Annotated in this window: 26 protein-coding genes; 18 read left to right on the top strand and 8 right to left on the bottom strand. The window is 45.6% G+C overall.

What is annotated here, in order from left to right; translation table 11 throughout:
* The first annotated feature begins 73 nt into the window (after positions 1–73).
* The 4 genes from GXP69_RS10615 to GXP69_RS10600 all read left to right on the top strand — a co-directional run bounded on the left by GXP69_RS10615 (position 74) and on the right by GXP69_RS10600 (position 1,935).
* Positions 74–769 carry a hypothetical protein gene (locus GXP69_RS10615; RefSeq protein ID WP_163915041.1) on the top strand — a complete coding sequence of 232 codons (696 nt, stop codon included), beginning with the start codon at positions 74–76 and terminating at the stop codon, positions 767–769.
* A gap of 193 nt (positions 770–962) precedes the next feature.
* Complete coding sequence (locus GXP69_RS10610) at positions 963–1,343, top strand: DUF3221 domain-containing protein (RefSeq protein WP_163915040.1); 381 nt, start codon at positions 963–965, stop codon at positions 1,341–1,343.
* Positions 1,344–1,476: 133 nt separating this feature from the next.
* Positions 1,477–1,665: a hypothetical protein gene (locus GXP69_RS10605; protein ID WP_163915039.1), complete on the top strand. Its 189-nt coding sequence runs from the start codon at positions 1,477–1,479 to the stop codon at positions 1,663–1,665.
* Between the two features lie 123 nt (positions 1,666–1,788).
* Complete coding sequence (locus tag GXP69_RS10600) at positions 1,789–1,935, top strand: hypothetical protein (RefSeq protein ID WP_163915038.1); 147 nt, start codon at positions 1,789–1,791, stop codon at positions 1,933–1,935.
* A gap of 4 nt (positions 1,936–1,939) precedes the next feature.
* On the opposite strand, the gene GXP69_RS10595 is transcribed toward GXP69_RS10600, so the two are convergent.
* Entirely contained in the window at positions 1,940–2,131 is a 192-nt protein-coding gene (locus tag GXP69_RS10595) for a hypothetical protein (RefSeq protein WP_163915037.1), read from the bottom strand.
* Positions 2,132–2,411: 280 nt separating this feature from the next.
* Between GXP69_RS10595 and GXP69_RS10590 the strand changes: the two genes are divergently transcribed.
* The 9 genes from GXP69_RS10590 to GXP69_RS10550 all read left to right on the top strand — a co-directional run bounded on the left by GXP69_RS10590 (position 2,412) and on the right by GXP69_RS10550 (position 9,096).
* Positions 2,412–3,902: an APC family permease gene (locus GXP69_RS10590; RefSeq protein ID WP_163915036.1), complete on the top strand. Its 1,491-nt coding sequence runs from the start codon at positions 2,412–2,414 to the stop codon at positions 3,900–3,902.
* Between the two features lie 130 nt (positions 3,903–4,032).
* Positions 4,033–4,599, top strand: coding sequence for a vitamin K epoxide reductase family protein (locus GXP69_RS10585; RefSeq protein WP_163915035.1), 567 nt, complete (start codon positions 4,033–4,035; stop codon positions 4,597–4,599).
* Position 4,600: 1 nt separating this feature from the next.
* The gene (locus GXP69_RS10580) at positions 4,601–4,987 is read left to right on the top strand and encodes an SPW repeat protein (protein WP_163915034.1); all 387 of its coding nucleotides are present in this window, start codon (positions 4,601–4,603) and stop codon (positions 4,985–4,987) included.
* Positions 4,988–5,142: 155 nt separating this feature from the next.
* Positions 5,143–6,090 carry an alpha/beta fold hydrolase gene (locus GXP69_RS10575; protein WP_163915033.1) on the top strand — a complete coding sequence of 316 codons (948 nt, stop codon included), beginning with the start codon at positions 5,143–5,145 and terminating at the stop codon, positions 6,088–6,090.
* Between the two features lie 64 nt (positions 6,091–6,154).
* Complete coding sequence (locus GXP69_RS10570) at positions 6,155–6,853, top strand: alpha/beta hydrolase (protein ID WP_163915032.1); 699 nt, start codon at positions 6,155–6,157, stop codon at positions 6,851–6,853.
* Positions 6,805–7,053: a hypothetical protein gene (locus tag GXP69_RS10565; protein ID WP_163915031.1), complete on the top strand. Its 249-nt coding sequence runs from the start codon at positions 6,805–6,807 to the stop codon at positions 7,051–7,053. Before GXP69_RS10570 ends, GXP69_RS10565 begins: the two co-directional genes overlap by 49 nt.
* On the top strand, positions 7,001–8,197 hold the full coding sequence (locus GXP69_RS10560) for an NAD(P)/FAD-dependent oxidoreductase (protein WP_235925664.1): 1,197 nt from the start codon (positions 7,001–7,003) through the stop codon (positions 8,195–8,197). Before GXP69_RS10565 ends, GXP69_RS10560 begins: the two co-directional genes overlap by 53 nt.
* Positions 8,198–8,287: 90 nt before the next feature.
* Entirely contained in the window at positions 8,288–8,872 is a 585-nt protein-coding gene (locus tag GXP69_RS10555; RefSeq protein ID WP_163915030.1) for a DUF2975 domain-containing protein, read from the top strand.
* Positions 8,872–9,096 (top strand): helix-turn-helix domain-containing protein, encoded by a 225-nt coding sequence (locus GXP69_RS10550; RefSeq protein WP_163915029.1) that lies wholly within the window; start codon positions 8,872–8,874, stop codon positions 9,094–9,096. Before GXP69_RS10555 ends, GXP69_RS10550 begins: the two co-directional genes overlap by 1 nt.
* Before the next feature lie 60 nt (positions 9,097–9,156).
* Here GXP69_RS10550 and GXP69_RS10545 read toward each other — a convergent pair whose 3' ends face one another.
* The 5 genes from GXP69_RS10545 to GXP69_RS10525 form a co-directional block, all read right to left on the bottom strand.
* Positions 9,157–9,366, bottom strand: a complete 210-nt coding sequence (locus GXP69_RS10545; RefSeq protein ID WP_163915028.1) for a hypothetical protein — start codon at positions 9,364–9,366, stop codon at positions 9,157–9,159.
* Between the two features lie 254 nt (positions 9,367–9,620).
* Positions 9,621–10,133: a hypothetical protein gene (locus GXP69_RS10540; protein ID WP_163915027.1), complete on the bottom strand. Its 513-nt coding sequence runs from the start codon at positions 10,131–10,133 to the stop codon at positions 9,621–9,623.
* A 13-nt stretch (positions 10,134–10,146) separates the two neighbouring features.
* A complete protein-coding gene (locus GXP69_RS10535) occupies positions 10,147–11,808 on the bottom strand; it encodes a dipeptidyl-peptidase 3 family protein (protein WP_163915243.1) in 1,662 nt (553 codons plus the stop codon).
* Positions 11,809–11,943: 135 nt separating this feature from the next.
* Positions 11,944–12,894: a hypothetical protein gene (locus GXP69_RS10530; RefSeq protein WP_163915026.1), complete on the bottom strand. Its 951-nt coding sequence runs from the start codon at positions 12,892–12,894 to the stop codon at positions 11,944–11,946.
* 214 nt (positions 12,895–13,108) lie between these two features.
* Entirely contained in the window at positions 13,109–13,723 is a 615-nt protein-coding gene (locus GXP69_RS10525; protein WP_163915025.1) for a deoxynucleoside kinase, read from the bottom strand.
* Between the two features lie 182 nt (positions 13,724–13,905).
* Here GXP69_RS10525 and GXP69_RS18955 point away from each other — a divergent pair, with 182 nt between their 5' ends.
* Entirely contained in the window at positions 13,906–14,082 is a 177-nt protein-coding gene (locus tag GXP69_RS18955) for a hypothetical protein (protein WP_204281988.1), read from the top strand.
* A 61-nt stretch (positions 14,083–14,143) separates the two neighbouring features.
* On the opposite strand, the gene GXP69_RS10520 is transcribed toward GXP69_RS18955, so the two are convergent.
* A complete protein-coding gene (locus tag GXP69_RS10520) occupies positions 14,144–14,773 on the bottom strand; it encodes a hypothetical protein (protein WP_163915024.1) in 630 nt (209 codons plus the stop codon).
* Between the two features lie 244 nt (positions 14,774–15,017).
* Between GXP69_RS10520 and GXP69_RS10515 the strand changes: the two genes are divergently transcribed.
* The 4 genes from GXP69_RS10515 (at position 15,018) to GXP69_RS10500 (ending at position 19,356) form a co-directional block, all read left to right on the top strand.
* Positions 15,018–17,456, top strand: coding sequence for a GAF domain-containing protein (locus tag GXP69_RS10515; protein ID WP_163915023.1), 2,439 nt, complete (start codon positions 15,018–15,020; stop codon positions 17,454–17,456).
* 273 nt (positions 17,457–17,729) lie between these two features.
* Positions 17,730–18,533 carry a hypothetical protein gene (locus GXP69_RS10510; protein WP_163915022.1) on the top strand — a complete coding sequence of 268 codons (804 nt, stop codon included), beginning with the start codon at positions 17,730–17,732 and terminating at the stop codon, positions 18,531–18,533.
* A 134-nt stretch (positions 18,534–18,667) separates the two neighbouring features.
* Positions 18,668–18,892: a CDGSH iron-sulfur domain-containing protein gene (locus tag GXP69_RS10505; RefSeq protein ID WP_163915021.1), complete on the top strand. Its 225-nt coding sequence runs from the start codon at positions 18,668–18,670 to the stop codon at positions 18,890–18,892.
* A gap of 20 nt (positions 18,893–18,912) precedes the next feature.
* The gene (locus tag GXP69_RS10500) at positions 18,913–19,356 is read left to right on the top strand and encodes a putative signal transducing protein (protein WP_163915020.1); all 444 of its coding nucleotides are present in this window, start codon (positions 18,913–18,915) and stop codon (positions 19,354–19,356) included.
* 50 nt (positions 19,357–19,406) lie between these two features.
* On the opposite strand, the gene GXP69_RS10495 is transcribed toward GXP69_RS10500, so the two are convergent.
* Positions 19,407–20,738, bottom strand: coding sequence for a RagB/SusD family nutrient uptake outer membrane protein (locus GXP69_RS10495; protein ID WP_163915019.1), 1,332 nt, complete (start codon positions 20,736–20,738; stop codon positions 19,407–19,409).
* Between the last annotated feature and the right edge of the window lie 7 nt (positions 20,739–20,745).

Here is a 20,745-nt window from a genome sequence, read left to right as displayed (position 1 = left end):
GTTACTATATTGCATGGCAGCACCTGAAACGAAAGTGCAGTATAATCCCTTACATCCGGCTAGTTAATAATTTATGGCAAACCAGCACAGCAACAAGATAGAGGATTTTGCATTCGACTATCTTCAAAAGCATTACTCCCAGCAATGTTCTCCTGCAAACGTATTGGTTAGCCACTCCGAGAGAGCGAAACGTGGGACATCGCCCGATGGTATTCTCACCTTTAAAAGAGACCTTAACAATGTTTTTGTTGCCAGCGTGAGTATGGCGCAGGCCGCAGATCTTACACAGGTGCTGACAAACTATAAAAAGAAGGGCCTGGGTTTACTGCGTTATGTTACGCCTATTATACTAGCCATTGCCTGTTTCTTTTTAGGCAAAAGCCTCAACAACCTGCTGGTCATGCTTATTTCTCCGGTTATAATGGCACCGCTGGGTTTTATGCTGCACTCTTACCTGCTTAAAAAACATTATGTAGGTAAAGTAGAGAAAATACTGGATACTGTTAAACACATTCCGGCTGATGAGCATTGGATCGGGCTATCAATCAGCAGCCTCACTTTCCGTAAAAACCCGATGGCTAACATCATGCTCGACCTTTGCAGCAAAAAAGGAATTGGTCTGATTACCGTAGGCCAGCGTGCCAAAGTGGTATTAATGAACAAACCTGAACGCGAGAACTGCCGCCGCAACGACTTCCTGTCATATTACGTGTCTGAAGAAAATATCCGCAAAGCTACGCTTGGTGACCATGTGCTGCGCGTAGCATAAAAAATACGTCTACCATAAAAAGCCCTGTGTTTCAAACTAATCTGAAACACAGGGCTTTTTATTTAGTACAATAACTATTACTCCTCTAAATAAGATAGTTATGACATTAATGATCATCATAATACTGGCCATTGCTCTGATCATCGGTATTATCTGGTTTAAAGCAAAAACCCCTAAGTAAGCAGCAGTGCCCATGAATTATATCAGGATTTGTACCTTGCTATACCTTGCCGTGCTTTTGCTCTCCTGCCGTGGCGATGAACCGAAGCGCATACCCGATACCTTACCTGATATAATAGGCTCTGTTATAACTATAAGCCAGCCTGCTACCCAAGACCAGAAAGAGCCTCTACAGCTACTCGTAAAAGCAGACGATGAACAGGCAACTAACTATAGCCAGGCTAGCGTAACCGTAAATAAAAACACGCTGATCGAATCAAAAGACGGCAAACACCTGAAGGCCGGGGCGCTGCAGGAAGGCCAGCTAATTGAAGTATGGTTTGAAGACGAGGTGATGGAGTCGATGCCGGTACAGGCAAGAGCCAAAGCAATACGAATAAACCTGCAACCTTAGATCAGACAATCAAAATCAGCTGCCCTAGGTATTACGGTTGTTGGCCCATGCAGCCCAAAAGGTGCAGCGTAGGACTATATCTAAATTCTCCCCTCTCCCGCTGCTTATTTGTAACACTTTAACCGATCTACAAATGGAGCATGTGTTTCAAGAAAAAGTCCGGTATACAAACGACCACGATGAGCATTACCTGGCTATTTCGCATCACAAGCAGTATCAGTATGTGTATGCAAAATGGGAAGGGCATGTTAGCCCCAAAGAAGTAATTACGGCTGCAACCACTTTCCTGGAAGACCTGCGCCAGCACCACTGCCCCAGATAGCTAAACGATAAATCAGAGGTAACTGGCGACTGGCAGGAAGCCAATGACTGGCTGGAATATGACTGGTTACCAAAAGCCTATGAAGCTGGTCTGCGCTGCATCGCGCACATTTACTCGCTTAGCATGTTTAACCAGTTAGCTGCCGTCGACCTGCGGCAGCGCATATCGCCGCCGCTTAAGATGAAGAATTTTGCTGAGATTGAATCAGCCCTTACGTGGATACAGGACTGCAATACAGAAGATGAGCAGGCACCGCTCCCGGAGCTATAATTGCCTATAGTCCGGCAAGCGGAACTGGTGCTTCATAAACTACTTCAATTGTATCCAGGTGAAAAGTAGCAACTGGTTCTTCAGATTCGACATACACTATTTTGGCAGGTGTAGCCGGTGCGGTTTGTTCCAAAGCATCCTGGATGATAAAACCAAAACCAAATAAAGAAGCGGATAAAAGGACTAGGATTTTCATAGTTTTAAGTATTTAAGTGTTAATTAATGTGTCAAAGATATTATATAGTACTATGTAATGCAAGCTACTGTTGCATACTTTACTACTAAACTATACCAACAACCTATATTTATCCGTGAACAGCCGTTTTAAGCAGATAAAAAAAATCATCAAAAATAGCCTTATGATCCTACCTGAAAGTGTAGAAAAGCATACGCTTTGCATTCGGTTTCTGCAATTATGTCGGGTAAATGCTCAACCTATACATATTCTGTTATATTTGTAGGCACCAAAAAAATATATGGAGCAGCAACAAACACAACAGACCATGGAAGCAGAGCAGAAAGGCACTGGTTTCAAGCGCGAAATCACTTTATTCGATGCGATCATGATCGTAACGGGTGGTATGATAGGTTCCGGTATCTTTATCGTAACCGCTGATATTTCAAGAACTGTGGTTTCGCCCGCTAACATGCTGCTCGTATGGGTGGTTTCGGGTTTCTTAACTATAGTTGGCGCCATAAGCTATGGCGAGCTTTCGTCTATGTTCCCGAAAGTAGGCGGACAGTACGTATACCTGAAAGAGGCATATAACAAGCTGGTGGCCTTCCTTTATGGCTGGACCTTATTCCTGGTGATACAAACCGGTATAATTGCTGCAGTATGTGTGGCATTTGCCAAGTTTACAGGCGTGCTCTTCCCTTGGTTTTCTGATAACAACGTGCTGTTTAGCATTGGCAGCTTCAACTTTAGTACGGTGCAGCTGTTGGCTATAGTTAGTATTGTGGCGCTTACCTACAACAACACTAGGGGCGTTAAAAACGGCAAGTTTATCCAGAACATTTTCAGCAGCACCAAACTGATCGCGCTGTTCGGCCTTATCTTGTTGGGTTTACTTTTCGGCGTAAATGAAACGGCTATTCAGGCTAACTTCTCAGATTTCTGGGGAACGCAAACAGCTACAGACGGCACTTCCCTTATACCACCGGTGGGCATAGCGCTTATTACTGCCATTGGCATGGCTATGGTTGGTGCACTTTTCTCTTCTGATGCCTGGAACAATATTGGCTTCTCAGGCGATGAGATCGTAAACCCGAAACGCACAATTGTTTTAAGTATGGTGATCGGTTCGGCGCTTGTAACCGGTATTTACCTGCTCATTAACTTGGTTTACCTGCTGGTGCTGCCAATGCACGGAAGCGCAGACGCCACCGACATTATGGGCCAGGGAATTACCTTTGCCAATAACGACCGTGTTGGTACTGCAGTAGCTGAGATTATTGGTGGTTATAAAGCGACTATAGCCATTGCCTTCCTTATTATGGTTTCTACTTTTGGCTGTAGCAACGGCGCCATTCTTTCCGGTGCAAGAGTTTACTACGCTATTGCAAAAGACGGCTTATTCTTCAAAAATATGGGGCGTCTGAACAAAAATGGCGTACCGGCAGCAGCGCTTTGGTTCCAGTGTATATGGGCTTGTCTACTTTGCCTTTCAGGTTCCTACAACCAGCTGCTCGACTATGTGATCTTTGCCGTTATGCTGTTTTACATCCTGACGATTATCGGGATATTTGTACTTCGCGTTAAACGTCCGGACCTGGCGCGCCCTTACAAAGCCTACGGTTATCCGGTGTTGCCTGCCATATACATCCTTTTTGCATCGACAATCTGCGTTATTCTGCTTATTTATAAACCAATGTACACCTGGCCTGGCCTTATTATAGTTGCATTAGGTATCCCGGTTTATTATTTCTTTAAAAAACGCTTTATCGCTGAAAACCCTGAAGCATAAGACTTCGGTAAATAGATAAGCAAGAGCCTGTTCTGTACAAGAGCAGGCTCTTTTGTTTTAAGCCTTTGCAACTATAAACCGGAACACTGCCTTGTTGCTCGCGTAGGAAATACATCATAAAATTAAAACCATGAGCAACACCACCGATGATGCTATTCCACCCGGCTGGAGCTACAACCCTGCCACCTTGACGCAGCGCCTCCCGATTGTAGCCATGGCTATAGTTGGTTTTACCATTGCCATGTACCTGGGCCTGTTTCAGTTAAAAGTGATTTCTACGGTTTGGGAGCCCTTTTTTGGCAACGGAAGTCAGAAGATTCTCACCTCGCCTACTTCACAGCTACTTCCGGTACCAGATGCCATATTAGGTGCCTTTGGTTATTTTATGGATGCAGTGGCCGGTATAATTGGTAGCACACGCCGCTGGCGCACCATGCCCTGGATCGTGGTCTTGTTTGGCGTGTTTGTTGGCCCCTTGGGGATGATCAGTGTGTTGCTTGTAATATTACAGCCGGTTTTATATGATGCCTGGTGCACGCTGTGCCTGGTAACTGCCGCCATTTCGGTAATCATGATCGGTCCGGCCATGGATGAGATGCTGGCCAGTTTGCAGTACATGAAACGGGCAAAAGACGCCAATGTATCGTTGTGGAAAGTTTTCTGGGGTTATAAAGAAGTACAAGGTAAAGTAATTTAATATGTGGGCACAGGTAATAAATGCACTGCTGGGTATCTGGCTGACGGCCTCACCGGCTATACTGGGCATAGAAGATAAAACCATCTCGAACAACGCGCATATTGTTGGCCCTGTTGTCGCCTCGCTTGCCGTGATAGCCTGGTGGGAAGCTACGCGTGTGGTACGCCTTTACAATATACCGCTGGGTTTATGGTTATTGCTTGCCCCGTGGGTATTAGGTTATGATCAAACGTCTGTCATTATAAACGACATGGTTATTGGAGCAGCTATAGTTGGGCTGAGCTTTGTAGAAGGCAAAATAGAAGGCACATACGGCGGTGGCTGGTCGGCCATCTGGAAAAAAGACTCGCTGCACACCACCGAAGCCCGCCGGACACCAAGAGTATAGTTAGTTTAGGAGTTTAAGCGTTTGGGAGTTTTAGAGTTAGAAAGTTGAGAAGTGTGGAAGTTAGAAAGTTGAAATACTTATGCTTGATATTGAATAAATTAGAGTAAATTATTCACTCATTCAGTATTCAGTTATTCAAAATTCTAACCTAAACTATGAAATTAAAGACCACGCACGTAGTGGCTGCGGCTGTAGGTTTGCTTATAGTTGGCACCGCCTTTCTTATCCGCTCCGACATTCCCGCCGAAGAGCTGCAGGCCAAGTACAGTTCGCCTGCTTCCCGCTACCTGACTATAGATGGTGCTAACCTACACTACCGCGACGAAGGTCAGGGAACGCCTATTATTCTGCTGCACGGCACAGCTGCTTCGCTCAACACCTGGGATGGCTGGACCGCAGAACTCAGCAAAAATTACCGCGTGCTGCGTCTCGACCTGCCCGGCTTCGGGCTAACAGGCCGCAACCAGACTGATACCTATAGTATAGACTACTATGCCAATTTGCTTCTGCACTTCATGGATAGCTTGAATATTGAAAAGGCACATATAGCCGGCAGTTCTTTAGGCGGCCAGATTGCGTTCGATTTTGCAGCTGATCATCCGGAGCGTGTGCAGAAGCTAATCCTGATATCGCCTACCGGTGTCACCAATGCCAACGACAAAAGCATTTCCATGCCATTCCTGATGGCGCAGACACCGCTTCTGAAACATTCGCTGAAGTACATTACGCCCCGGTTTATAGTGGAAAAGAGCCTGAAAGAAGTATACGGCGACGATAACAAGCTCAGTGACCAAACTATAGATTTGAGCCATGCTATGTTGCTTCGCGAAGGTAACCGCGAAGCGTTCATCGCCCGCATGAATACTATAGATACTGACAACCTACATAAACTGGCACAGGTACAGGCGCCAACTTTTATCCTTTGGGGCGAAGCTGATGCCTGGGTACCGGCCACTGATGCCACACATTTCCAGAAAACCATTAAAGGCGCACAGCTTAAACTATACCCGGGTGCCGGACACATACCCATGGAAGAGCTACCCGAAGAAACTGTACAGGATGTCTTACAGTTCCTGAACTCCGATCTTGCGCTTACCATCTAAAATTTAAAGCCCTGCCAACTATAGTTTTGGAACAAGTTATAGCTGGCGGGGTTATAGTTTATAGATGAGCAAAATATATTTTATCAGTGGGCTGGGTGCCGACTGGCGCATGTTTCAGTTCCTGAAATTGCCGGAACACCTGCCACAACAGCAAATAAACTGGATAGAACCCCTGTCTGTAGATGAGCCGCTGCAAGCCTATGTGCACCGCCTGAAAGAACAGATAACTGAGGCAGCTCCGATACTGGTAGGGTTGTCGTTTGGCGGAGTGGTAGCTATAGAACTGAACAAGATCCTGAAACCTCAGGCTACGATCATCATCTCCAGCCTTGCTACCCACCACGACTTGCCCTGGTACTACCGGTTGCTCGGCAAAACCAGGTTGCAAAAGTGGCTGCCCTTTGGCTTAATGAAATCCGTGCACCCGCTGGCGCCGCTCTTTTTTGGGGCACATACCAGGCCGGAACGTAAACTACTGAAACAGGTAATTTTAGAAATCGATGAGAAATTTTTGCGTTGGTCGTTGAGCCGTTTACTGGACTGGAAACAGGAGCAACCGATTCCGGGACTGATACAGATCCACGGTACTTCAGACATCGTGCTGCCCTGTTGCCCACGCCCGGATATGATCATTATTCCGAAAGGAGAACATTTAATGGTGATGCACCGCGCAGATGAAATTAGTGCTATCTTGAGCAAAATTTTAGAACAGCAATGGACAAAAGCAGATATATCGCCAGAACCGCAGACGGCCAGGAAGTAGAGCTAACGCAGGCAACCATCATTAAAAGCAATAACCTTTACCCATTCGGGCAGCACAACTACGCCATTTACGAAACGCCTGATGGCCAGTTTGTAAAAGGCATGAACAACGGCGAGCGCGAAATCATGCTTACCAGCTATGAGCTGATTGAAGAAAGCGAAGCCCGTAACTATAGCCACCCTTACTACCGCGAAGACTAAGCCAATGCAGTTCAGTTTCTGGGAGCAGGATACCTATTTTAGTAACATAGATGTGCTGGTTGTGGGCAGCGGTATAGTTGGCCTGAATGCTGCTTTGCATCTGAAAACTACGCAGCCTAAGTTAAAGGTAATGGTGGTGGAACGCGGTTTGTTACCCACAGGTGCCAGCTCAAAAAATGCCGGTTTCGCCTGCTTTGGCAGCCCCACCGAATTGCTGGAAGACCTGGCCCACCACACCGAAGACGAAGTATTCAGCCTGGTGGAACGCCGCTGGAAAGGCCTGCAACGCCTGCGAAAAAACCTGGGCGATATAACGATAGACTATAACCGCTGGGGTGGGTACGAGCTGTTTGAGCCCGCGCAGCAGGAACTATACGAGCAAAGCATCGCCCAACTTCCCTACCTGAACCAGCACCTGCAAACTATAGTTGGCGAACCCAACATCTATAGAACTGCCGATGAAAAGATCAACACGTTTGGGTTTGGAGGCATCAGCCACCTGATAGAAAGCACTGCCGAAGGGCAGATAGATACTGGCAAAATGATCTTGGCACTGACGCAAAAAGTACAGTTGCTGGGTGTGATTATCCTCAACAACCTGGAAGTACTGCAGCTTCACGACGATGGCCAAACTATAGTTGCTGCCACTGATAAAGGCGTAAACTTGAAGGCCCGCGCTGCTTTAGTTGCCACCAATGGTTTTGCAAGACAGCTTTTGCCAGACCTGCCTGTCGTCCCGGCACGCGCCCAGGTGCTCATTACCAAACCTATAGTTGGCCTCAAATTAAAAGGCACCTTCCATTTCGATAAGGGCTATTATTATTTCCGGAACATCGGCAACCGCGTACTGTTCGGCGGCGCCCGCAACCTCGATTCTAAAACCGAAGAGACTACCGAATTCGCCTTAACCGACCTGATACAAAACAGGTTAGACGAACTACTGCAACAGGTTATTATTCCGGATACTGCTTACGAGGTAGAACAACGCTGGAGCGGCATTATGGGCATGGGGCCAGCCAAAACAACTATAGTTCAGCCAATTTCAAAAAGGATCAGTTGCTCGGTAAGGTTAAGCGGAATGGGCATTGCTATCGGCTCGCTAGTTGGTGAAGAAGGCGCTGAGTTGGTGCTGCAGCAAATATAGTTTGCTCAATAGTTGTTTATCGAAATTCGATAATTTTTTATTGTTTTTATAAATATACCTGTTATATTTGGTTGAACCTATATAATAGCTATGGAAAAGAACAGACTACTCGCAATTGCTTTGATTACAGGCAATATTACTAAAGCCTTTTTTGTACTTCTGATTGCGGTAATGACCGTGGTACTGATTCACTGGCATGTATCTCCGGAAACTTACAACGACGTGGTTATAACTATAGATAGCTCGAACGAGGTTAGGTATGTATTTAAGCACAATGATAACCCTGCCAGCCCGGAAGCTAGCATCTCAATAGCAGATACCGGAGCAGTGCTCTCTCAAATTAGCAACGCTTCTTTTTACTTTCATTTTTTCCAGACAGTAGGGCATTTTATTATCTTAATCCTGATCCTGAACCAGGTTACCAGGATTATCCGGTCTGTAAAGGTGCTTGAAACTTTTAGAGGTGCTAACAGCCAGGCTTTCCGGAAAATTGGAATCTATTGCGTAGCCATGGCTTTCCTTGGCTGCATTAAATGGTTTGAAGTGGGTACCCATACGCGCATGAGCTTCTCTTTAGGAGCGACACCACTTGCTTTTGCCCTGGGAGCTTTTATAATGTCCGAGATACTTAAAGAAGGAAATAAACTATACGAAGCTGAGCAGCTTACCATATAATGCCAATAGTTGTAAACCTGGATGTGATGATGGCCCGCCGGAAAATGTCGCTGAATGAACTGTCGGAGCGCGTGGGACTTACGCTGGCGAACTTATCTATCCTTAAAACCGGCAAAGCCAAAGCAATTCGGTTCTCTACCCTTGAAGCCATTTGCGAGGTTTTAAACTGTCAGCCCGGCGATATACTGGAATACCAACCCGAAACCGAAATTAAAGACCAATAGCCACAAAAAAGGGAAGTTAATTTTTTAACTTCCCTTTTTAATAGGTGCTGATCGAACCTGTTAAGCTGTTATCCATTGTTGTTGTGTGGTTTGGTTAAGTGGCATTCGTTTCTGAGAAATCTCTTTCTCCGCTTTGTAAAATTGCTGGTACTCTTCTTCGCTTAATTCCTCCCGAAGGGCAATGTGAAAACTGGCAAGTTCAGGGTAAAGCTTGTTTCGCTCCAATCGCTCCTGCGGACTCTCAAGGTTAAAATCATAAAAGCTTTTCATTTGGTGCTAAAGATTTAAAATGTTGATTTTTAATTTGTTGAAAGAATTAATACTCCTTTAAAAAGAGTTTTGTTCTCTATATAGCTACCAATTAGCCACCAATTGCAATCCATCCTGAGTATAGTTCTAAAATCATACAAAATAAGTTTATCATAACTTGCTTATAAGTACTCTTGAATTCATTAATCCTACCCAAAATAAAAAACCCGGCCAAGAACGGCCGGGTTTTAATATGTTAATATAATAGCTATAGTTTAGTTCAGGTTTACGACATAAAAGAAGAGGAACATAATGACTATGAGCGCAATAGAACTGTCTGTCACCAATTTAAGATACAGGCTTGTAACAACCAGTACGTCTTTCAGTTGTTCCGGCAAACTATCAGCTACCATAATCTCTCCTTTACTGAAATTGAAAGCACCTTGCTTGAAATCAATAACCCGGTTGCCAGCCTGGTCCTGAACAGAGCGGTTGTTGGAGAAATATTCGCTGGTTAAACTATAGGTTTCGCCATTGGTAAACGAAACCTGTGTTTTGCCTAACAGAGAACTGGTAGCCACCCCAACCCGCTCACCTTGCTGCAGTATTTCTACCTCCTGCTCAAACCAGCCACATTTTTTAAACTGTGTGGTGGCAGCGCCCGAAGTATAAACCGCATCATGCGAAGACCATCCTTGGAAAGTAAGCTCTCCTGCCGGTAACCCAGCCGCACTTAATGAAATCTCGCGCCCCCAGGTGTCTTTTTGTCTCCAGTTCAGAATATCCATCAGTTATTGCTTTTTATTTAAGACCAAGTACATCTACGCCCTGCTCAAACACTACATCTACTGGTATGCTTGCTTTGCTCAGGCGATCCAGGTCGGCTTGCAGGTTGGCATCTACCAGGCCTTGTTCGTTTAGCAGTTTGCCTACACCAGCATAATCGCCGTTGCCTTGCAGCGTCAGTATCTTTTCAGATAGTTTGTTCATGGCTTCGCGCATTTTGGCATAGTTTACTCTGTACTTGCCACTTTGCTCGTCGCGCTCAAAAGCGCCATGCTCTTTAAAGAAATTGAAGCGAACCATGTTGGCCTTACCATGCGCACTGGCAGCACCAAAACGCACCGAACGGAAAATACCAGCCAGGAAAGTAGTATAGTAATCTTCCAGGCTACCTTCCAACTCACCTTTCTCGTGCAGCTGCGTGATCATGTATAAACCAAGAATATCGGCTTTCCCTTCTTCCAGGGCTGATGCATGTTCTTTCAGGGCTTCGCGTACAGTGCCTTTGCCATTTATCGTGTTTTTGATGCCGAGCCCGTGCGCTACTTCGTGGAACATAGTATTGGCAAAGAACGCATCAAAAGTTACGTGCTTCTGCTGCTCATCGGCAATCAGTTCATCTGCAATCGGCACCATGATTTTATCAAACTTAGCACGCATGGCATTTTTGAGTTGCAGACGGCGGGTACCTTTTTTCAGCTGCACCTCTTCGTCGTTTGGCAGGTTAATGGCTATCGTTTTGCTGCCTGCATTGCTGTCGCCACCATAAAATACCACATCGTAGGCATTCAGGTCAGAATCGGTGCCCGGGGTTTCTTTTTTATAGTTGGCCGCTACCGGCAGACCGCGCTGGAGTTCAGGTAAAAAGGCTGCATACTTGGCCAGGCGCTTGCTCCAGTCCTGGTCTTTTATCAGAACGTAGGCTTCGTGGGCAGCTTTGTAACCAAACAGGGCATCTTCGTAGGTTTCAATCGGGCCGATCACCACATCTATCGTGTTGTTCTTCATATCCATCCATGCCAAGTCGCTTGGCTGGTAGTTGTCGGTCAGCAGGGCATCAGCGCGCAGGGTCAGGTATTTTTTCAGACCAGCGTCTTCGGCCAGGGCAGCGGCTTGCTTCAGCAGGTCCGATGCGCGTTTCACATCATCTTTAAACTGCACATGGTAAGGCACCGTAATTAGGTTACCATTGGCATCGCGGCGCACAAACGTATACAGGCTGGCTTTGTCTTTCAGGTTCGCTTTTTCAAACTCTTCCTTGGTCATATCGGCCGGGTAAAAGTTAGCGCCTGCTGGTTTCGGGCCAGCACCCTCAATAAACGGTTCGTTGTTATTTAAGCGATCCCAGGGGCCATAGTTGATCTGCACAAACTGTTTGGCAGCATCGTTATCAAGCGCAGTCAGCAGCGAATCGCCTTTACCGTAAGCTTCGTACCAGAACAGTTTGTCCATAATTTTGCCTGCCTCAATCAGCAACGGTATCATCTGCCGCTCTTTTTCAGTCAGCTGGCTTAGGTCGGAGGTCAAACGTACAGTGGTATACATATCCAGTTTCTGCTGAAGCGGATTTGTTGTTTGTGCTGTTTCGGTAGTGGTTGTAGTTTCGTCGGTGGATTGGCTGGTGCAGCCTATCGTTGCTGTAGCCAAAGCGGTGGCCAGTATCAGGTGGTGTGGTTTCATCATAGTTTATTTGTTCTGATCCTGAAGGTACTAAATTAAGTGCTATAGTTAAAATGGTATAACTCAACTATAGTTCAACAAAAAAGAGATGAAACATACTTGTTCCATCTCTTTCAGTTTAAAGTTTATGTGTGCTTACTCAGCATCTCCGCATTTTATCGAATCGCCTATATAACCGGCAGCTGTTTTTGCGGCATCGTTGCCGGTAGGCAGATCGCTCAGGTCGTAGGTAGTGAGCTTATCCAACGTACTAAGGTATGCTTCTATAGCCGCCAGTTCAGCAGCATATGCGTTGCCTGATATCCAGCCAAATTTTCTGTTCATTAGTACAGTAACACCCTGCGCAAAGGCAGCTTTAGAGTCGGCTATACCTCCTTTGTTGTTTGAACCACCTTCTTTTTTATCGCTGGTAATAAGCGTTACAGCTTCTTCGGCGGTGTAGGTGTGGCCACCTATAGTTACTGTGTTGCCCTGCCAATTTGCAGACTTATGGAAATAACCCTGCCCTTCGCCACAAAGGTCTTCTACTTCGCAGGCCGGTCCGGCTATAGTTGTGCTGGAACAGGTATTGCTGACTCTGGCCCAAACGGTTGCAGATTTCACTCTTACAGCCTGATTTAGCGTTACGGTTACCGTATAAACTTTTCCGTCGGTCAGTTTTTCGGTGAAATCAGACAGGCGCAAGTAACCTGTTACTGCAGACATATCGCAGGCGCTGCCGTTTCCTTCTTTATAAGATGGCACAAGAGCTTGTGTAGTGGCGCCGGTAACTGTTGCAGAAACCACATTGGCAGCGGAAAGCGCAATCTGCGTATCGTCGCAATCTGTTAATGTAAGCAATAAAGCACCCACGTTGCCCAAGTTACCATCAACAGCTTTCTGAAGTGTAAAGCTCCAGGTTTTGCCATCAGCAGAGCCAATGCTCGAAAACGTTAATGGGTTAGTTGTAAGAGCAGCTTTTGCAGCGTTGGTTGCAGATGCATTTAACGCAGCCGATGGAGTAACGTCTTCCATGTCTTTTGAACATGAAACCATAAGTAGCATGGCACCTAGGCCGATACTTAGTTTTTTGAAAGTGTGCAGCATGTTTTTGCTTATTCTTTATAATGGAATATTACAACTAACCAATACCACAAAGCTATAAAATAGTTTCAATAAAATATTTATTTATTTACATAAATAAATCATTATGCTAACATCTATTTCCAGTTATAACTTACTGTTACAGCGGCCCTTAAAAAAGAAAACCGCTGCCTTCCTTATCAGAAAGCAGCGGTTTTATAGTTTAATAAAACTATAGTTAAAACAGGCCAAATAATTCTACTTGTATCTTTTCTATAATCTCGCCCAGGTCTTCAGGGTTTGCTACAAAGTCCAGGTTGTTAACATCTATTACCAGCAACTTACCCAGGTCATAATTCGCCATCCAGGTGTTGTAATGCTCGTTCAGGTTGCGCAGGTAATTTATGCTGATGTTGTTTTCGTAATCACGGTTACGCTTCTCTATCTGCCCGATCAGTTTCGGCAGGTCCGCTTTCAGGTAAATCATCAGGTCAGGCGCTTTCACCATACTGATCATCGACTGGAAAAGAGAAAAGTAATTTTCATAATCGCGGGTAGTCATCAGGCCCGAGTCGTGCAGGTTTTTAGCAAAGATGTGGGCATCTTCGTAAATGGTACGGTCCTGTATTACGCTGCGATCGGTTGCCTGTATCTGCTGCACCTGCCCAAAGCGGCTGTTCAGGAAAAACACCTGCAAATGAAAAGCCCAACGCTCCATGTCTTCATAAAAATCCTTCAGGTAAGGATTGTTCTCTACGGCTTCCAGGTACAGGTCCCACTTAAAATGCTGGGATAGTTTTGTGGCCAGTGTAGTTTTGCCGGCGCCAATGTTGCCAACGATCGCAATGTGCATATAAAACTAATAATTTGGTAAAAGCTGACTACAAAAGTAAGGTATTTTGCTTAGATACCACTTGTAAAATATAGCAGATTTATAGTACAAATCCCACAGCCAACTATAGCCCCATTCAGCCTTTTATTTAACCCCGCCTGCAAGCAGGCGTACAAGCAAGTATCACTAAAATACAGAAAGCTATGACGAAGGGACACAACCAAAGCCACCACAAGCAGAGCAGCACTTCCCCAACCAATGCCATAAAACAGGACGAGAACAGGCATCTGAAAGACAAGAACAAAGACAAAAGTTCGAACCAGGGCCGCAACAAAGAAACAGACCAGTCTGGCGGCACTAAGGGGCAGAACGCTATTTAAAACAAAGCGCCCGGCAATGCTATAGTTGCCGGGCGCTTTTAACTTTGTCAGTTATAGTTGCTTATCGTTGCTCGCGTCTTTCTTTATACTTTTCAGAGGCATCCCGGCTTTTCTTGAGCGTAGCCATCTCTACCTGCAGTGCAGCAATCTTAATTTTATCCCCGTTATTTAATTCATCCAGCACTTCGGCTTTCCGGCTGTTCAGCTCTCCAAATACGAACTCGGCATATTCCCAGTCGCGGAGTGTCCAGTTACGGCGGTGTGCACGGGTGTAGTCTATCATCCGGATGTAAGCGTTACGCATGTTTGCAGGTTTTATCTGTGCAATCTGCGTGGTGCCGGTCAGGGTTCGCTCCCACCGCTCCAACTCACGGCCATCCAGATTCACGGTTTCAGCTTCGTTGCGCTCTTCCCATGTATTGTACTGGCTCTTAATTTCCGCATACTCCTGCTTCGACTCCTTTGATAGTTTATCCGTATTCCGGTCAAGTCCTGAACTCAGTCTTTTAAACTCCTGCTTTACATGCGGCCATTCTGCGCGGGTAACGCTGTCTGCCTGCGACGTTTTTTTACGCATCCAGGTTCTCAGGTCTGCCAAGTCGCGTTCTAACTGTGAGCTGCTTTGTGCCTGCGCTCCAACTATAATCCCGGTAAGTAGAAATGTAAGGAAGTATCTTTTTATAGTTCTCATATCACCAAATGTAACCAATGTAATAACACCGGTCTACTATTAAATATTATGCCAAACCTATATAACAGCCGCTAAAAATATGAATTCGGTTGAATATTGCCTTTCGGGCAGCGTAAACATTCCTTAACACAAATTGTACTATCCTTTAATCGGCAAATACGTTAAATGAAGTAAAACAAACTTACCCAGACCTGTAAAAACCTGCCAATATGGCTGTCAGGCCATTAAAAACAACTATCGCCCTATGAGCAACCCAAGGAGTAGCTTTCATGAAACCGTTGTATCCATTACCAACAAAGATGATATTATTCTGAGCACGGACAAATTTCCGTTCAGAACAACCCTTAGTCTGCACCCACTCATCGAGTACTGGGAAAACAAAGCAAACACCGACCCCAGCTGTAACATTGCGCGTGTGCAGGAACTGGCTGGCCTGTTGCGTAACAACCCTGCCCTGCTCCAGCCTGTTGAGGATAACAGCCTGATAGACGACCATATCAGCACCATCGATATCCTGATGGAGGACATTTTTCCGAGTGCGCTGTGGGAGAACGACCTGCGGGCAGCGGTACTGCCTTTCCATTTCGATAGTTTTTATGCCACTCCCCGCATGGAGGAGCTGCAGCTGCTTGGCGGCGGCAATTACCCAGAAAAGCTAAACCTGAACCCTAAAACGCTGCTCTTCCGCTTAACTTTACAGGCATATACCATCATTCTTGAGAAGTACTATAAAGCAAACTTCAGGGTAGATCAGCCCCTTATTTTTACCAGAAAAGATAAATTTACCCAGCTGGAACGTCACTACAAACTCAGCACCGATCTAAAGTTTATGGATGTGAAGGTGAAGGGAGAGCTGAAGCAACTTAAACCGCAGGAGATAAACTTCCTGATAAACCGCTACAACAACCTGGACCTGTGGATGCAAAAGCTACCACCGGATAATTTCGAATTCTCGGGCTTCGTGATCTACGATTTTACGGAAGTGACGATAGAAGAAACCATGTCGTCGTTGCGCAACGACCTGTTGGAGCAACATGCCGTTACTGCCGAAGAAAGCTTTAAAACCCTGCAACAAAAATTACGTGTCTTGTTCGAACTTCCGGGCATCCGTTTTGGTCTGGCCTCTTGCCCCGGTGTCCATGAATTTGACACCAGCTACTCCCGCAAGATCTGGTATGGACTGGTCCTGAATCAGGATGCTGAGTTCAGCATGAAAGATATAAAAGGTTCGATTTACGAACCGGTTATAAAGCACGGCTACACGATTATAGTTGAAGACCTGAAACTCTTTACTAGCCCTACTAAAGTTGAGCAGGCTTTACTTGATAAAGGCATCCAGAACCTGATCATCGCTCCGCTACAGTATGAGGGCCAGCAGATCGGGTTATTTGAGCTGGCATCTCCTATACCAGGGGAACTGAACGCCCTCTCTATGATCCGGCTTAAGGAAGTGTTGCCGTTGTTTGCGCTGGCCATGCACCGTGGACTGGAAGAGCTCCGCAGCAGCATCCAGAACATTATTAAGGAAAAATACACGGCCATACACCCTGTTGTAGAATGGCGTTTTACACAGGCCGCCATGAACTTTCTGGAACGACAGGAGCGGAATGCCAGTGCTGAAGTAGAACCTATAGTTTTCCGGGATGTATTTCCGCTTTATGGGGTGTCGGATGTGCGCAACTCTGCCATAGAACGAAACAAGGCCATACAAGGCGACCTTCTGGAACAACTGGTACTGGCAAAAGAGGTAATACTTGCTGCAAAAGATAACCTGTCTTTGCCTATTCTGGATGAGCTTATTTTTAAGATCGATAAGTTTTCTCAGAACATTGTAGCAGAACTGGCATCCGACGATGAAGCGCAGGTGCTGGACTTCCTTCGCCTGGAGGTTGAAAGTCTGTTCGATCATTTTCTGCAAAATAATCCGCAGACTGAGGGCGCGATTAAGCGGTACAAAGATGCGATTACGAACCCTCACCGGGTAGTTTATAACAAGCGCCGTGCATACGAAGAGAGCCTGTTTATGATAAACGAGACCATCTCTACCTTTCTGGACCGCGAAGAAGAAAAGGCGCAGCAAATATTTCCGCATTATTTTGAGAAGTATAAAACCGACGGGCTGGAATACAACATATACATAGGTGCATCGCTGCTGAGCAACGGCCACTTTGAACGTATTTATTTAAAGAACATGCGCCTGTGGCAACTCATGCTGACCTGCGAAATTGCGCGACGCATCCAGAACCTGCGCGCCACCTTAAAGTTGCCACTCGAGATTGCTCAGCTTATTCTGGTTCACAGCGACCCTATCTCGATCCGGTTCAGGCTGGACGAGCGCAAATTTGATGTGGAAGGCGCCAGCAACATCCGGTATGAGATCATCAAGAAAAGACTGGATAAGGCAACTGTACATGATGAAACAGAACGCCTGACCCAGCCAGGCAAAATTGCTATAGTTTACACCCAACAAAAAGAAGCGGCCGAATACATGCGGTACATTGAGTTCCTGCAGTCCGAAGGATATATTGAAAAAGAGGTGGAGATGCTGGAAGTGGATGACTTGCAGGGCGTGCAGGGCTTACGGGCCATTCGTATAACGGTAAGCTTTAAAGAGCAGCTTCGACACGATATAAACTCCGGCGACGAGCTTTTAAGCATTGCCCAAAGTGCAAGCCTGAATTAATATAACCCAAACCAAACAAATAGGTAAAATCATATATTAATTGCATTATAAAAAACTTTGCAACTTTTCATTCTTTGCATAAATAGAACTATAAACGCTATAAATCAGAACATTACACATTTATATACCATAACAAAACACCGTTCCGCAAGCTGATTTTTATTATTTTTTCTATACAAGTGCAATTATTCTTCTAAGTTTGTCGTTTTCAAACCAACACCAGCATACAGAACTGGTTATTTTTTAGTTTTTACGTTTTCAACTTTTAGCCAAATGAAATTGAAAAACAGATTTATGCCTGCCATGCTGCTTGCTGGCGTGCTGGCGTTCGCGTCTTGTGACGAAAAGGAAAAAATCGCACTTCAGCCAACTATGGAGCAGGGTGCAATCTCTCACGTAATGGCTGACTCATCAGAAGTTACATCTTACAACTACACAGGTAAGCAATTAAGCCAGGTTAACCATTACAATAAAGAAACAGGTGAACTGGAGTCTTTCGAAAAGTTTATCTACGACAGCAAAGGTAGAGTTATTAAATCAAGTACTCATGCTGGCGCTAACCACGCGCTGCTAACGGATCAGGAGCACGCCTATAACGACAAAGGTTTGCTTTCTGAAACTAAAACTGCCTACTACAACGGCAGCAAGCTGGAATACAATGCCATAACTACCTATGAGTACAACGCTCAGAAGCAGTTGGAGAAAAAATCAGTATTGGAAGGATCTGACAAAGAAGCTGCTAAGCCTAAGTCATATACAACATATGAGGCACTTCCGAATGGCAACATTGGCCAGGAAAAACAATATGTGGTAGATGGTAAGGGCACAGGTAAATTGTTCTCTACAACTACGTATTCTTACGATTCCAGCAACAACCCATTCTTTAATCATGCTGAGCCAGGTGCTGAAGCCAGCCCGAACAACATTACAGCAGCTTCTACGCTGGTACACAGCAGCGAAAAGACATACCGTTACAGCTACACTTACAAGTATGATGAGCGCGGCTACCCAACAAGCCAGACTGTAACATCGCCTTCAGGTAAGTCTGAAACATTTACGTACCTGTACGGCAACTAAGTATAGCCTTACATTAGTTTAAACAACAGCGGCTGTAAGTATAAAACTTGCAGCCGCTGTTGTTTTATAAGGGGCTACAGGGCTCAAAACCGAGTTAAATCACTATATTTGTTGATACACCTATAGTACAAACAATGTCTAAAACTAAAATTACAGTAAACAGCAACGGTTCGCTGCGCATTGAAGGCGATTTTGAAATAACCGATAAGGAAGGCAACATTTACGGACTGGGTGGACGCACCCTGGTATCGATCTGCCGCTGCGGCCTTTCCAAAAACAAACCCTTTTGCGACGGCTCCCACAAAGGTCACTTTGAGCACGATGCCACCGCTTTTGATCTGCCAGAGAAAAAGCAGTAACCTAACTTACCTTAACTACAATGGCAGAACGCTTAGTAACTATAGCCAGCTTTAACGAACCTACCGAGGCGCACATTATGAAAGGCCGCCTGGAAGCAGAAGGCATTTTGTGTTTCCTGAGCGATGAACATATTGTTGGAGCACAGCCTTTTTATTCGGTAGCAGTCGGAGGCGTAAAGCTAAAAGTAACTGAGCGTGATGCAGAAGAAGCACGCGTGGTGCTGGAGCGCATCCAAACCGGGAAAAGTGAATTCCTGCTGGATGATAACATAGAACTGGCCCCTCCTATGCAGGAGCATGTAGTTGCTTCCACCTGTCCTGTTTGTGGCTCAGACCATATTGCCGAAGAGAAATACAACAAAACGGTATTCTCGCTGAGCTACCTGCTATTTGGGTTTCCGTTGCCCTTTCTCAGCCACAAGTACAGATGCTACAACTGCGGTCACACCTGGAAAATAAAATAAAATAAAAAAGGAGCCTTAACGGCTCCTTTTTTATTTCAACTATAGCTACGTTAAAATGCTTCCTCTATAAATGGTTTCGGAAAAGTTGTCCAGACATCATCTCCTGCGCGGTCTATAGGCAATTCGCTTAATTTGTTGTATCGGCGCATATCTACCCAACGGTGCCCTTCAAAATAGAGTGAAAACCTGCGCTGCTCCAACATTTCATCAATCAGAGCAGCTTCGGATAATGAACCTGCATACGGTCCGAGGCCATGTCCTTGCCTGATAATGTTCAGTGCTCTTACAGCTTCCAGCGTATTGCCAGTCCGGATGTTAGCCTCTGCGTAAATCAGAATCAACTCCTCATTCCGGATGATCGGGATAGGGTCGGTGTTGGTCTTATATAAAGCCACATCGTACCTGCCGGTCAAACCATCCAGAGATGCCGCTTCGTCCCGTTCCAGCACTTTCGATCTTCTGTCATCATTAGGGGCAATATCCGCAATAAAACTTGGATGGGCGATGCGTATCTCACCAGAGGAGTTAGGCGCTACAAACACCGGATTAAGCACGTCTCCGGAAGAGGCACTGAATACGTAATAAACACCTTTGTTAAAGTTGGTATTTAATTCCAGGAAAGAGCCTTGCAGAAAGGTTAGTGCTTCGCCAAATTCTTCGCGGTATACAGCCACACGGGCCGCAAGCGCACGGTTAAACTGCAGAAAACCTGCCGGATTATTAAACCCGGCGAAGCCTTGAGACAATGTAAAAGGGAACGTTGCGCCGGCAGCTGCAAGGTGTGCCGCACCTTCATTCAGCAACAGCGCAATAGAATCCAGCGCAGCCCCTCTCTCTACAAAAGGACCCAGGTTATCTGGGTCATCCACATCCAGTCGTATGCCAGGCTCCCACATCATGGTCAGGTTCAGGAGTAATTGGTGCGCTTTTATAGTTTTGGCAAATCCAAGGTACCCCTGCCGTTGCTCTTCTGTAATCAGTGTGGTGTTAAATACCGAAGCGATCAGGATGTTGGTATTTTTAACAACACGGTAGCGGCCGGCCCAGGGGTTAGTGGTGTAAAATGTGTTGTTATCCAATACAGAACTACCTTTACCTAACAGATCGGCAGTGAACCGTGGGTCAGCACTGGAAAAACGGTAATGCTCACGCCCGATCACGCCCATATTATCATAATATGTTCCCAGAAAGTTGCGCATTCCAGCTTCTGTGCCCACTACCAGGTTATTCAGGTCGTCTACGGTAGCGTTGTTCAGCACCGACTCTACAGTTGGGTTATTCGGGTCCGGAATATTATCTACTTCGCAGCCCTGCAGTACAAGCCCGGTTGCCAGCAAAACCAGCACTGCCTGATACTTTATCTTATATATGTAACTTTTCATAAAAATC

It is taken from the genome of Pontibacter burrus, assembly GCF_010686685.1.
Lineage (GTDB): Bacteria > Bacteroidota > Bacteroidia > Cytophagales > Hymenobacteraceae > Pontibacter > Pontibacter burrus.
The sequence above is the reverse complement of the archived record's forward strand: the minus strand, read 5'-3'. Positions and strand labels throughout refer to the sequence as shown.

Coding starts and splice junctions, on each gene's coding strand:
- GXP69_RS10615 (WP_163915041.1), top strand. CDS start 74: ATGGCAAACCAGCACAGCAACAAGATAGAGGATTTTGCATTCGACTAT.
- GXP69_RS10610 (WP_163915040.1), top strand. CDS start 963: ATGAATTATATCAGGATTTGTACCTTGCTATACCTTGCCGTGCTTTTG.
- GXP69_RS10605 (WP_163915039.1), top strand. CDS start 1,477: ATGGAGCATGTGTTTCAAGAAAAAGTCCGGTATACAAACGACCACGAT.
- GXP69_RS10600 (WP_163915038.1), top strand. CDS start 1,789: ATGTTTAACCAGTTAGCTGCCGTCGACCTGCGGCAGCGCATATCGCCG.
- GXP69_RS10595 (WP_163915037.1), bottom strand. CDS start 2,131: ATGAAAATCCTAGTCCTTTTATCCGCTTCTTTATTTGGTTTTGGTTTT.
- GXP69_RS10590 (WP_163915036.1), top strand. CDS start 2,412: ATGGAGCAGCAACAAACACAACAGACCATGGAAGCAGAGCAGAAAGGC.
- GXP69_RS10585 (WP_163915035.1), top strand. CDS start 4,033: ATGAGCAACACCACCGATGATGCTATTCCACCCGGCTGGAGCTACAAC.
- GXP69_RS10580 (WP_163915034.1), top strand. CDS start 4,601: ATGTGGGCACAGGTAATAAATGCACTGCTGGGTATCTGGCTGACGGCC.
- GXP69_RS10575 (WP_163915033.1), top strand. CDS start 5,143: ATGAAATTAAAGACCACGCACGTAGTGGCTGCGGCTGTAGGTTTGCTT.
- GXP69_RS10570 (WP_163915032.1), top strand. CDS start 6,155: ATGAGCAAAATATATTTTATCAGTGGGCTGGGTGCCGACTGGCGCATG.
- GXP69_RS10565 (WP_163915031.1), top strand. CDS start 6,805: ATGGACAAAAGCAGATATATCGCCAGAACCGCAGACGGCCAGGAAGTA.
- GXP69_RS10555 (WP_163915030.1), top strand. CDS start 8,288: ATGGAAAAGAACAGACTACTCGCAATTGCTTTGATTACAGGCAATATT.
- GXP69_RS10550 (WP_163915029.1), top strand. CDS start 8,872: ATGCCAATAGTTGTAAACCTGGATGTGATGATGGCCCGCCGGAAAATG.
- GXP69_RS10545 (WP_163915028.1), bottom strand. CDS start 9,366: ATGAAAAGCTTTTATGATTTTAACCTTGAGAGTCCGCAGGAGCGATTG.
- GXP69_RS10540 (WP_163915027.1), bottom strand. CDS start 10,133: ATGGATATTCTGAACTGGAGACAAAAAGACACCTGGGGGCGCGAGATT.
- GXP69_RS10535 (WP_163915243.1), bottom strand. CDS start 11,808: ATGAAACCACACCACCTGATACTGGCCACCGCTTTGGCTACAGCAACG.
- GXP69_RS10530 (WP_163915026.1), bottom strand. CDS start 12,894: ATGCTGCACACTTTCAAAAAACTAAGTATCGGCCTAGGTGCCATGCTA.
- GXP69_RS10525 (WP_163915025.1), bottom strand. CDS start 13,723: ATGCACATTGCGATCGTTGGCAACATTGGCGCCGGCAAAACTACACTG.
- GXP69_RS18955 (WP_204281988.1), top strand. CDS start 13,906: ATGACGAAGGGACACAACCAAAGCCACCACAAGCAGAGCAGCACTTCC.
- GXP69_RS10520 (WP_163915024.1), bottom strand. CDS start 14,773: ATGAGAACTATAAAAAGATACTTCCTTACATTTCTACTTACCGGGATT.
- GXP69_RS10515 (WP_163915023.1), top strand. CDS start 15,018: ATGAGCAACCCAAGGAGTAGCTTTCATGAAACCGTTGTATCCATTACC.
- GXP69_RS10510 (WP_163915022.1), top strand. CDS start 17,730: ATGAAATTGAAAAACAGATTTATGCCTGCCATGCTGCTTGCTGGCGTG.
- GXP69_RS10505 (WP_163915021.1), top strand. CDS start 18,668: ATGTCTAAAACTAAAATTACAGTAAACAGCAACGGTTCGCTGCGCATT.
- GXP69_RS10500 (WP_163915020.1), top strand. CDS start 18,913: ATGGCAGAACGCTTAGTAACTATAGCCAGCTTTAACGAACCTACCGAG.
- GXP69_RS10495 (WP_163915019.1), bottom strand. CDS start 20,738: ATGAAAAGTTACATATATAAGATAAAGTATCAGGCAGTGCTGGTTTTG.